The 11,505-nt window shown below is 60.8% G+C and carries 11 protein-coding genes and 1 pseudogene; 6 read left to right on the plus strand and 6 right to left on the minus strand.

What is annotated here, in order from left to right:
- On the plus strand, window positions 1-379 hold a 379-nt coding region (locus MAXJ12_RS01195), incomplete at its 5' end, for an acetamidase/formamidase family protein (protein ID WP_008833902.1).
- Between the two features lie 52 nt (window positions 380-431).
- Window positions 432-2,270: an ABC transporter ATP-binding protein gene (locus MAXJ12_RS01200; protein WP_008833903.1), complete on the plus strand. Its 1,839-nt coding sequence runs from the start codon at window positions 432-434 to the stop codon at window positions 2,268-2,270.
- On the opposite strand, the gene MAXJ12_RS34890 is transcribed toward MAXJ12_RS01200, so the two are convergent.
- Genes MAXJ12_RS34890 through MAXJ12_RS01215 form a run of 4 tightly spaced genes read right to left on the minus strand, consistent with a single transcriptional unit; the run spans window position 2,159 to window position 6,478 of the window.
- Window positions 2,159-3,193 (minus strand): acyltransferase family protein, encoded by a 1,035-nt coding sequence (locus tag MAXJ12_RS34890; protein ID WP_085983848.1) that lies wholly within the window; start codon window positions 3,191-3,193, stop codon window positions 2,159-2,161. The two genes, MAXJ12_RS01200 and MAXJ12_RS34890, sit on opposite strands and share 112 nt — an antisense overlap.
- Complete coding sequence (locus MAXJ12_RS01205; RefSeq protein WP_008833905.1) at window positions 3,190-4,467, minus strand: O-antigen ligase family protein; 1,278 nt, start codon at window positions 4,465-4,467, stop codon at window positions 3,190-3,192. The genes MAXJ12_RS34890 and MAXJ12_RS01205 overlap by 4 nt, the downstream gene beginning before the upstream one ends.
- 21 nt (window positions 4,468-4,488) lie before the next feature.
- Window positions 4,489-5,772, minus strand: coding sequence for a polysaccharide biosynthesis/export family protein (locus MAXJ12_RS01210; RefSeq protein ID WP_008833906.1), 1,284 nt, complete (start codon window positions 5,770-5,772; stop codon window positions 4,489-4,491).
- Window positions 5,773-5,797: 25 nt separating this feature from the next.
- The gene (locus MAXJ12_RS01215) at window positions 5,798-6,478 is read right to left on the minus strand and encodes a sugar transferase (RefSeq protein ID WP_008833907.1); all 681 of its coding nucleotides are present in this window, start codon (window positions 6,476-6,478) and stop codon (window positions 5,798-5,800) included.
- A 407-nt stretch (window positions 6,479-6,885) separates the two neighbouring features.
- Here MAXJ12_RS01215 and MAXJ12_RS38655 point away from each other — a divergent pair, with 407 nt between their 5' ends.
- Complete coding sequence (locus MAXJ12_RS38655) at window positions 6,886-7,383, plus strand: exopolysaccharide production repressor protein (RefSeq protein WP_244421422.1); 498 nt, start codon at window positions 6,886-6,888, stop codon at window positions 7,381-7,383.
- A gap of 152 nt (window positions 7,384-7,535) precedes the next feature.
- Window positions 7,536-8,537, plus strand: coding sequence for a glycosyltransferase family 2 protein (locus MAXJ12_RS01225; RefSeq protein WP_008833909.1), 1,002 nt, complete (start codon window positions 7,536-7,538; stop codon window positions 8,535-8,537).
- Here the strand turns inward: MAXJ12_RS01225 and MAXJ12_RS01230 are convergent.
- A complete protein-coding gene (locus MAXJ12_RS01230) occupies window positions 8,528-9,478 on the minus strand; it encodes a polysaccharide pyruvyl transferase family protein (protein WP_008833910.1) in 951 nt (316 codons plus the stop codon). The genes MAXJ12_RS01225 and MAXJ12_RS01230 overlap by 10 nt on opposite strands.
- Window positions 9,479-9,490: 12 nt before the next feature.
- A complete protein-coding gene (locus tag MAXJ12_RS01235; RefSeq protein WP_040584549.1) occupies window positions 9,491-10,450 on the minus strand; it encodes a glycosyltransferase family 2 protein in 960 nt (319 codons plus the stop codon).
- 329 nt (window positions 10,451-10,779) lie between these two features.
- Here MAXJ12_RS01235 and MAXJ12_RS01240 point away from each other — a divergent pair, with 329 nt between their 5' ends.
- The gene (locus tag MAXJ12_RS01240; protein WP_008833912.1) at window positions 10,780-11,163 is read left to right on the plus strand and encodes a hypothetical protein; all 384 of its coding nucleotides are present in this window, start codon (window positions 10,780-10,782) and stop codon (window positions 11,161-11,163) included.
- A gap of 153 nt (window positions 11,164-11,316) precedes the next feature.
- Window positions 11,317-11,505, plus strand: a pseudogene (locus tag MAXJ12_RS01245) (hypothetical protein); the annotation flags it as partial.

Below are 11,505 nucleotides of genomic sequence, written 5' to 3' on the forward strand. Positions count from 1 at the left end.
GATCGGCGACACCCACGCAGCCCAGGGCGACGGGGAAGTATGCGGAACGGCGATCGAAAGCGCGATGAACGTGGCGCTGACGCTCGACCTGGTGAAAGGCGCGAACCTCTCCATGCCGCGCTTCACCACGCCAGGACCGGTGACGCGTCATCTCGACGAGAAGGGCTACGAGGTCACGACCGGGATCGGACCCGATCTCATGTCGGGGGCCAGGGCTGCGGTATCGAACATGATAGATCTGCTGGGAAAGCAACACGGTCTGGCGGCGGTCGATGCCTACATGCTGTGCTCCGTCTGCGGGGATTTGCGGATCAGCGAGATCGTCGACATGCCGAACTGGGTGGTGTCGTTCTACTTCCCGCGAGTGGTCTTCGAGTAGCTCGACAGGGCGGGACATATCCTCCCGCCCTGACATTTTGAACAGCGCCAGCATGAATCAATCTCCCAACCCGCCCCTTCTGAGCGTCCGCGATCTGGTCACCCAGGTCGCGACGCCGGAGGGCGCCAAGACCGTTGTCGACGGACTGTCCTTCGACCTCGCACGCGGCGAGACGCTTTGCATCGCCGGGGAAAGCGGCTCAGGCAAGTCGATGACGGCGTTGTCGCTGATGCAACTGCTGCCCAAGCCTACGGCCCGCGTCGCCTCCGGTGTAGCCACACTTGGCGGGCGCAACATACTGGCGCTCTCGGAACGAGAGATGCGGCATGTGCGTGGCCGCCATATCGGCATGGTCTTCCAGGAGCCGATGACGTCGCTCAACCCGGTACTTTCGATCGGGCGGCAAATCATCGAATCCATCCAGGCGCACCGCGCCATGCCGGCCGCCGAGGCCCGGCGCGAGGCCAAGCGCCTGCTCGATCAGGTGCAGATACCCGATGCGGAACGCCGAATCAGCCAGTATCCGCACGAACTCTCGGGCGGTATGCGCCAACGCGTGGTGATCGCGATAGCGCTGGCGCAGCACCCTGAAATCCTGATCGCCGACGAGCCGACCACTGCGCTGGACGTCACCGTTCAGGCGCAAATCCTGGCGCTCATCCGCAAGCTGCAAGCGGATTTCGGGCTATCCGTTATCCTGATCACGCACGATATGGGCGTGGTGGCGGAAATGGCCGACCGCGTGCTGGTGATGAACCGCGGGCGCGAGGTCGAAAGCGGACCGCTGCGCGCGATCTTTGAAGCGCCCCGCGCGGACTATACCCGAACATTGCTCGATGCGGTTCCAAGGCTTGGCGAGATGATCGGCACGGCCAGCCCGAAACGGGCTTCGGCCGCGTCGGCCGATGCTTCGCCTGTCCCTGATCCAACAACTCCGGTGGTCGAAGTCGAGGACCTTGTCGTCCGCTTCGATATCAAGGGCGGCGTGCTGCAGCGGCCCGTGAGGCGGGTGCATGCAGTGGAGGGCGTTTCCTTCAGGATTATGCCAGGCGAGACGCTTTCGCTGGTAGGCGAATCCGGCTGCGGCAAATCCACCACCGGCAAGGCGCTTCTCAATCTGGTGCCCTGGAGCGGCCGGGTAAGCATCTCGAACCGGCAGATCGCCGGATTGTCGCGCACCGCCATGAAGCCCGCCCTGCGGGACATCCAGATGGTTTTCCAGGACCCCTATTCGTCACTCGACCCGCGCATGCGCGCCGGCGATCTGGTCGGCGAACCTTTGATCATCCATCGCCTGGCGTCGAGAACCGAATTGAAGGACAGGGTCGAATATCTGTTTCGCCGGGTCGGACTTTCCACCGACCAGATGAAACGCTACCCGCACGAATTCTCGGGCGGCCAGCGCCAGCGCATCGCGATCGCCCGCGCGCTTTCGCTTTCGCCGAAGGTCATCATCGCGGACGAGAGCGTGTCGGCGCTCGATGTGTCCATACAGGCGCAGGTTCTCGATCTGCTCCAGGACATCCAGAACGAGACGGCGATCTCCTACCTGTTCATCTCGCACGACATGGCGGTGGTCGAACAGATCAGCCACCGTGTGGCCGTCATGTATATGGGTCGGTTCGTCGAGACGGGCACGCGTGCGCAGGTGTTCGAGAATCCGCGCCATCCCTATACGAAACGGCTGCTCGATGCGGTCCCCATCGCCGATCCGGGTCGGGCGCGACGCGCCTTCATTCCTTTCGACGGAGATCTTCCGAGCAACGTCCGGCCGCTCGACTATGCGCCGCCCGAACTCGCGCCGGAGGATCTGGGCAATGGCCATCTGGTCTGGTCGGAGCTGCGAAAGCCCTTGAAGGCGGCGCCGATGGGCTTCTCCAGCATTTCGTAAGCCCCGACGCCGACCGCGACGCCCGCCACCACTGCAAGGACCATTGCCGGCGCAGCCGGTATCGACAGCATTGGGGCAAGCTTGGCCACGACCGAAATCGCCATCGTATGCCAGAGGTATATCGAATAGGAGCTGTCACCGAGGTAGGTTATCGGCCGGATATGACGGAGCGCCCCGCCCTTTTCCATCGCCAGCACGCCGATCAGGAGCGCGGCAGCCAAGGGGCCGAAAGATAGCGGGCCGAAGCCAATGTAGGTCGCGCCGACGAAGGCGAAACCGAGAAGGCTGACCACGATCAAGCCAGCACCCGTGGCGGGCCGTGGAATTCTGCCCTCCAGCCACAATTTGCCGATAAATGCGCCGATCAGGAATTCCAGAATGATTGGGTCGGTGTAGGTCGCGAAAACCGGGTTGCTGCTGGTCCAGATCAAGCCGAACCCCGCCAGAACGATGAAAATGGACGCCAAAGCCGCCAATCTCATCCTCGACGGCAGCAGCAGGCAGCCGGCGAAGACCGCGTAGAAGAACATCTCGTAGTTGAGCGTCCAGCCCTGGACCAGAACCGGCCAGATTTCGCCATTGCTCGGCGAACGATGCGGGACGAAGAACAACGAGCCGAACACATGGCCGAGCGTGAGCTTCATGTTGGGGAACAGTCCGGCAAGCGCGCCGGCAACCATCACGCCGGTCGCGATCCAGTAGACCGGCGCTATCCGCTCCAGGCGGTCGCGCAGAAACCGCGCCGGCGTGGTGGGCTTGCGTTGCGACAGAACCCACATGATGAAACCGCTGATGACGAAGAACACGTCCACCCCGGCGGCGCCGACGGCGAAATGCCCGCCGGTGCGTTCGGCCGCGTGAAAGACGACCACCCCAAGCGCAGCGAAGGCCCGCAAATACTGGATGCCATGAAGCCTGTTCATCGGGCGTGCCGCATATGCAGCTGCAAATCCGGGGGTGCAGGGGAGAATGCCAGACGGCTGCGCGTCGATTTCGACGCCGCCAGCAGACCGGCCGCATAATAGAGCAGGAACGATCCGATCACATATGGGTGGATGACGTCGACTTCGAAGAAGGAACGCACCAGCAGCATGAAGGCGATGCCGAACATCACATGGGAAGCTGCGTCACCGCGGTCTTCGAGAAGGCGCCACAGATGGCCGACGGGAACCCGAACGATGATCAGGCTGGCCAGCAGAAGCCCGATGAAACCCAGCTCGACCAGCACTTCAATGTAGGTGTTGTGGAAGTGAAAGCCGCTGCGCGAGCCGATGTAGAATTCTTCCCAGAGCCGCTCGGCCTCGGAAAATCCCTGAACCCAATAGCCGTAATAACCGACGCCGACGATCGGCGACTGGCGCGCCGCCGCAAGGCCTTCCGCCCATAGATATGTGCGCCCCGTCAGTGTCGCGTCCTTGCCGAAGGCGCCGAGCAGCAGATCCATGCCGCCGAAATTCAACCCGACGAACGCGACGCCGAGCGCGAGCACGATGCCGGCCGCCAGGAAGGCTTTCCTGGTGCTCGGCGCAAACATGAGAATGAGGCTGAGGCCTATCATGACGCCCAGCGTGGCTGCGGTGGCAATGATCGATGTCGCGGATTGCGAGGCGATCAGCGCGTAGGCGGACAGGCCGGCGCCAATAACAGCCAGAATCCTCGCAAGGCCGCGCTCGCCCAGGACGAAAATGCAGGCAAAGGCGAAATAGATGCCGAGCGACGCGAAAAAGCCGAGCTGATTTTTGGACGAGAAGGCGCCTACGAAGCTGTATTCACCATCCAGCGGGTCATAGTGGTAGCCGCCGAAGGCAAGCGAATAAAGAATGACGAGGCAGACGCCCGCCAGCACGCCGAGCGCCATCGTTCTCACATTCATGGTTCGCGCCGCGATCAGCGCACAGACGATGTGGGAGAAATATTGCACGCCCGCGCGTGCGGTGACGCCGGGCGCCGCTGACCAGAACATCGAAAGGCAGGCGAAAAGACCGAAGGCGATGATCCAGTAGAATCTGGTGTAGTTCCCGAGCGAATGACGATAATCGACCAGGACCAGCGGCAGCCACAGCGCGTAATAGGCAAGCACCGAGACCTGGCCGAAACGCGCCGAGTAGGCAAGAATGAAGGTCGAGATGGCGATCGCGACGAAGCCGTACCAGAAATTGTGGTCCGGACTGACAAGGCTTGCCTTGGCGATCTTCATGACTGTTCCATCACGAGCCCGCTAGTTGGCGGGAATCGGCGAGATGCCGACCTTGATGACATCCCCGGGCAGGACCGGAGTATTCTCGTCGGCCGCCATTTCCTTCGTGTTTTCGCCTTCCTCTCGGACGATGGAAAAACTGACCGCTGGCGCCGCGTCGCCGCCCGTACCGAGGGCGGCCTGCGGATCCTGGGCCATCGCTTCGGCCATCAGATCCCTGTACATGGCAATCTTCAGGTTCAGCTTTTCGATTTCGGCTTCCGCCGCCTGGCGCTCCTGGGCGACCTCGGCATCCCGGTCGTTCTGCAGGGTCGTGGCGTTTTGGGTGGCTTTGCTTATGTCCTGCTTGGCCCGCAGGGCAGCCGTTTCCATGTCGAGAACCTTCCCTTCGAGTTCGGCGATCGCGCGCTCGATCGAAAGCACCCGCGCGTTCACCACCAGGCCCTGGTCGGCAAGGTTGCCGATGCCCTTCAGTTCGTTGCGGGAAAGCTCCATCTGCCGGTTCTGGCTGGTGATCTTCTTTTCCAGCGAAGCCACTTCGTTCTGAAGCAGGGATTTAAGATCCTCGATCGCGGAGAGTTGCACACGCAGGCGCGTCTCTCGCGCCTCCTTGAAAGCGGTCTCATCCGCGATCAGTTTCCTGCCTTCGGCAGTTTCCTGGAGCTCCTTGGGAAATTCGATTTCCTCTTGTCCTGCGGCTTCGGCGATCAGCCGTGCGCGCTTGGCCAGGAGGCCGTTGCGTTCGGCGATGAGGACATCGTAGTTGCCGCGGGCGTTGATGAAATCGCGCTCGATGCGCTGCCCGGCATCGGCTGCGCGGCGCATTCCGCCGGCCAGGCTGACGGCTTTCAGCACGGTCAGATCGGGAGCGTAGGGATATTTGCCGGGGGTCTGCACATCGCCGGAGATGAAGACCGGCCGGAACTCGGCAAGTTCGACCGATGAGTGGGGACGGTCGAGCAACCCGAATTTCTGCTGCAGTTCCTCGCTGATCACATCGGCGATCTCGGATGTCGTCTTGCCTATGGCTGGCATTTCGCCGACAAACGGCAACGATATGTTGCCCGAGGGGCCAACGGTATAGTCGCCGCTGATCGACGGCCAGTCGCGAACCGCGCCTTCCGCGGTCTGCCACTCCACAACGCGGATGCGGAGCTTGTCCATCGTGCCGAGCCGATATTCCTCGCTTTGCGCGGGGACCGTAGCCAACGCCGCCAGCATGACGGCGACCGCCACCGCGCTTGTGAAGAGAGACCGCCCGATGCGGAGCCATGCGGCGCGAAACTTGGTGAATTTGCCTATCAAAGCAAGGCCTTTCTGGCAGCGGGGATCAGTAGCTGCCGCGAGACGAGAAGACGGCCGGAACCGTTTTGACGATGATCTTGAGGTCGAAAATGAACGACCAGTTCTCGACATAGTGCCGGTCGAAGGCGACGCGCGTGCCGTAGGAAACGTCGTTGCGGCCGCTGACCTGCCAAAGTCCGGTCAGGCCCGGGCGCGATTTCAGATAGTAGTCCGCTGCCGGGCCGTAGAGTTCGAGTTCATCCTTCACCACCGGCCTGGGGCCGACAATGCTCATATCGCCGCGCAGGATGTTGAACATCTGGGGCAACTCGTCGAGGCTGAGCTTGCGCAGCACCGCGCCGACGCGGGTTACGCGCGGATCGTTCTGCAGCTTGCGGGTGGCGAGCCATTCCTCGCGACTCTGCGGATGTCTGGCGAAATGCGCAGCGAGAACCTCGTCACCATTTTCCACCATGGTTCGGAATTTGAAGCACTGGAAAACATCGCCGTTCCGGCCGATTCGGCTATGGCCGTAGAACACACGGCCGCCGTCCGAAAATTTCACCAGCATCGCCAGCATGAAAAGCAGCGGGCTCAGCAGGAGAATTCCTGTCGCGGCGCTGACGATGTCGAATCCGCGTTTGATGGCTCCGCCGATCGGCGGCTGATGCTCGGAAGCCGATCGGAGCCGGTGTGATAAATTGGCCAAACTGGCGGGATATTTCATTTTGCTGCTCCACGATGAAAGGCGTCGGGATAATGCGAAATGCTGCAGCGCAACATGACAAATCAATAGCGTGAGGGATGTGTCATGTCTGTGATGAAATTTGGACGATAAACTATCGGCAGATCATATTTTGTGACAATTGGTCACAAAGCAGCGATGGCCAGAGGTTACCCCTATCGGCGTCGTGAAATACAATTTTATTGCCGCGTCAACCTCTACAATAAAATTTTGACATCTTGCTTGATTAACCAAAATTATTGTCGGAAATAACTCGTAATTGTCAAAAATACCTGCACATTTTCCGAATAATTCTTTCAGTTGAAAGCTCTGATTTCTCTTGGGAGCACGGCTGTTTCTAAGCCGTAGTTGCGCTGCAATATGAATTGGTCTGACCGATGAGAGGCTTCGTGGAGCTTCGTAAAAGAACGCGCCGTGTTGCCTATGCCCTCTCGGATCAATATAAATGCCTTTGCGCGGTTTGGTATTGGCGCTTGGCCCTCGAAAAATCCGGAGATTCAGATCGCTGGGGGCTGGGACGCTTCGGCGGGAGGAATTTAGCGCATGATTTTGGACGCAAAACTGCGTGTGAACGGCGCGACGGGATAAAAATGTCCTTCGTGCTCTTTCTACGCGGCCTCATTGGGGTGCTGCTGGTGTTTGCGATCACTACCTATGTGATCACGCAATCGCTATGGACGACGTTTGTTCAAACCTTGATTTGCGCTGTCTTGCTGCAGATCGGTTATTTCGCCGCTGTTTTATTCCTCGTGTGGCGATCTGCCGACAAGGCCAAGGAGGAAGGGAGCGCAGAAAAAGATGACGCCTTGCCGAATTTGCCGAAGGAAGACCACCCTGCGGGCAAGGTGAGCCAGTTGCCCGGAGTGCCACGCTCGGGCCATCTTTAATCCGGGCGATCTATCACCTGTCATGAAATCGCCGTTCGCAGTTGCGAACAATCCGCTTTCCAGTTCAGGCCGGCAGGGCTAGCACTGCCGGCTTGATCGTGCACGGCCCAGCTTTCGCAAGGCCATAGGAAAACGGATTGATCGAGGTGTGAATGGCATCCCCCGCCACCGTCTGCGTCATCATTGCCGCCAAGAATGCCTCCGGCACCATCGCACGCGCCATCCGATCGGGGCTGCGGGAGGGGCGCGTCGCGGAAGTTGTCGTTGTCGACGACGGTTCGACCGACGGCACGGCGGAAGCGTCGCGGGCAGCCGATGACGGCAGCGGCCGCCTGCGGGTCTTGTCGCTCGAGACCAACAGAGGGCCGGCTTTCGCCAGGAACCATGCAATCGCCCATTCGTCCGCCCCACTGATTGCGGTACTGGATGCCGACGATTTCTTTCTGGCCGGGCGATTCGACGGGCTTCTCGTAGGAGACGACTGGGATTTCGTTGCCGACAATATCGTCTTCATCGACGGAACGGGCAGCGTGGTGGAACCCTCCGTGCCGGAATTCGAATCGGCGCCGCGCTTTCTCGACCTTCAAGGCTTCATCGAAGGCAACATCTCCAAGCGCGGCGCCTCGCGCGGCGAGATCGGCTTCCTCAAGCCGGTCATGCGGCGATCCTTTCTCGACAGCCACGGGCTTCGCTACAAGGAGGAGCTGCGGCTGGGCGAGGATTACGACCTCTACGCACGGGCGCTGGTGAACGGCGCGCGCTACAAGATCGTCCACGGCTGCGGCTATGGCGCGGTCGTTCGGCCCGATTCGCTGAGCGGCAGGCACAGGACGCTCGACCTGAAGCGGTTGTATGAGGCCGATCAGGCCATCCTCGCCGCGCCCGGCCTGCCGAAAGAGAGCGCAGCCGCGCTCCGCAGGCACGAACGCCACATTCGCAGGCGCTATGAACTGCGCAATTTCCTCGACATCAAGGCCGAGGCGGGAATCTGGCGCGCTGGGCTTTATGCCCTGACCAAACCCTCCGCGATGCCGGCCATCGCCGGCGGCGTGGCAGCCGACAAGCTCGCCGCCTTCAAGGCGCGCGGCAGGCCTGGCTCGGTGGAACCCGCGGCGCTTCGCTACCTGCTGCCCGCGACCATCGCTCAGAAATAATCGCGGCGTATTCCGGCAAGAATCTCGCGAAAGCGCTCCTTGCGTCCGGCCAGCGCGCTGTCGGCGCTCAATTGCGGCTCGGCCTTACGCGCCTGGCGCAACGCAAATGTGGACGGCGCCGCCAACAGCTGCTTTGCAGCACTTCGAAGCGCTGAAGGGCGAGGATCGCTGCGCGCCAGGACGAGAGTGTCGTCGAAGCTGCGCTTGTTGGGATCGTCGGGCAGCGGCTCCTTGTTGCCGAACTCCACACCCCAGAAGCGCGCGCCTTTGGCGATCGCCTCGGCCCGTGTCGAAACCGGCACGTGGCGAGGGCTATAGGTTACGCCAACCGTTGCCGCCCAATCCTGCCATTTGAAGCTGTTGATGCTGCGCGAAGTGCTGACGGCGACCCAGGGAACGCGGAAAGCATCGGCAAGTATGGCGGCATGCATGGATTCGGCGACCACCAACCGCGATTGAGCGATCGCCCGGATCACGGATTTGGCTTCGCCGCAGGGATCGACATAAACGAGACCGGCAGCCTTGCAGACCTTCGGCCAGATGCCGCCGAGGGTGGATTCCCAATGCGGGATGAAAATCGCATCCTGGGTCTTGGGCAGGTTGGCGAACTCCGGCATGTCGGCGACCATGACCGCCGGATCGATGATGCCAAGGCTGGCGTCGAGACCGAGCTTGCCCGCGGTCAGCGGGCCGCGGACACAGCGTATATCCCATTCGGATGCGTCACAAAAATCCGGCAGCTTGCCATATCCGAAGCCGCTGCCGACGACGAGTTTGCGTGTTCCTTTCGGCAGCAGCACCTCGTTGAGAACGGTGCCCACGCCGACGAGCAGTATTTCGGGGTGAACCTCGCGAAATCCGGGCAGAAGGAAATCCCAGAGCCAGAGATTAAGGTCGTCGCCAAAATTGCCGTGTTCCGATTCCCAATAGTAAGGGTGCATGCGGTTTCCTCGTTATCGGGAGATCTTGGCAACGGCGAGTTCCACCGCGCTGCGCAGGATTTTGGGATCGCGCCAGGCCCATTCCGCCAGAAGCCCGAGTTGCGGCGCCTTGCGACGGCGAACCAGCCGCATCTGACCCCACAGCGCCTGGCGGCGCGCCGTCTGCTTGTAGGCCTCGATCGAGGCTTTGTCTTCAGGCCCGTGGGAAAAGCGGCTCTCGAGACGGTCGAGAGCGACCCAGGTGTTGAACTGCTGCTTGAGGAAGAGCGGCGAATCGCTGTCGAGGCCGTGAAAGATGTTGATGCCCTCGCCGCGGGTGGCGCCTGTGCCCTCGTTCAATATCACACGCTTCGCGCCGCGAACGCAGTCGTAAAAGAACAGCACATCCTCGGCAGCCAGCCGCAACGCAGCTTCGAAGCGGATTTTTCGGAACAGGTCCCTTCCGATGACCATGCAGGAGAGGTGGAGAAAGCTCCAGTCTTTCAGCATGACGCCGGCGAGGTCCGGGATTTCCACCAATGGCGGCTCGTCGGAAAGCCGGTTGACCGTGGTGACTTCGGCCAGCGCCGACACTCCGAAATGATAGTAGAATTCTTCGCCGCCCGTGATCGATGCCCAGTAACAGTCTGCATCAAAAAGCGACAGGCCGGCGACCGCGTTCTTCAGATGATCGGGCGTCCACTCGTCGTCCGAATCGAGAAAGGCTGCATAGGCGCTGTCGGCGGGCACATGGTCGAGGCCCATATTGCGCGCCCCACCGGGACCGGCATTCGGTTGTTTTATAACGGTTATCCGGGCCCGTTCGGCCAGCGAAAAGCCCTCGAGGTCTATCTCGACCGGCGACGGCGACGCGTCGTCGACGACGATCACATCGAAATCCGGATGCGATTGGGCGAACACCGACTTCAATGCCCGGGACAGTATGCCTGGCTCTCGCTGGTAGTAGGGAATGATGACTGTACACTTGGTCATTTTTTACGCCTTATAAAATCCGGGAGGCTAGCGGGCTTCGATGACGTTTCGATCTATGGTCCATTTCGGGGTCCAGATGAGGGCAAGACCCGCCCATAAAAACACGGTGCTCGTCCATGCCGCGTGCAATTAGCCTAAAACTGTGACGAATAATGTCGGCTGGAGCGTCGTGCCCAAGACAACCACATTCGGGCTGAAGTTTGTCACCGTGCCGCTTCTCGCTCTTGTCACCTCCGACGGGATGGGTGCGGTCGCTCCTGCCGGATAGCGCGCCACACAACATCACCAAACAGATTTCATCGGCAAGACACTGCAAAGGATCGAACTCAATGGCGCTGTTCCGCTTCCAGACCCGAAACCCGAATCGGGACCGCGAAACCGACGCGGGCCGACTGCAGAGGCTCAATCGTATGCTCGACGATCTGCGCGCCGAAATGGAGCGCGAGCGAAACGGGCTTCGCGACCGCTACGAAAAAGTGGCCGCCGACGCCGCTTTCTCCCAACAGGCGCTGGAAAACGACCGTGTCGGGGCCGCCATGTCATCGAAGATCGACGACATGACCGACATTATGATTCGCTACAGGGGACGCATCCAATCGCTTGAGAAGCAGATCGGTTTTGTTACCGATCTCCATGGCCAGGTGGAGGCGTTTTCCCAAGAGAACGCTGGCGAAAGCCTTTCCCCCGTCGCCGCGCGGGCAGACCGGGGTTAACGGACGCTCACAAAAAGTTACCGTCAACCACCCGGGAATTGCAGGCGGGCGTCACATTCTGATCTTGCCCTCGGTCTATGTGCAGTGCAGCATTTTGCTATGATGTAGACCGCGGCGTGGGAGGACGCCGCCAAGACACAGGTGGTAGGCCACGTGATTTTGAACGCGACCAACACGGCAAACATCTATCTCAATCCCCTCATCTTCGGCGTCGGAGTTCTGCTTATCTCATCCGCATGCAATCCGACCGTTTCGCTGGCGCAAGAGCCAGCGGCGGGAAAATCCTTCGTCGAGAATTTCGACGGCCTGGACAAAAAGCACTGGTACGTTTCCGACGGCTGG

The organism is Mesorhizobium alhagi CCNWXJ12-2 (genome assembly GCF_000236565.1).
GTDB lineage: Bacteria > Pseudomonadota > Alphaproteobacteria > Rhizobiales > Rhizobiaceae > Allomesorhizobium > Allomesorhizobium alhagi.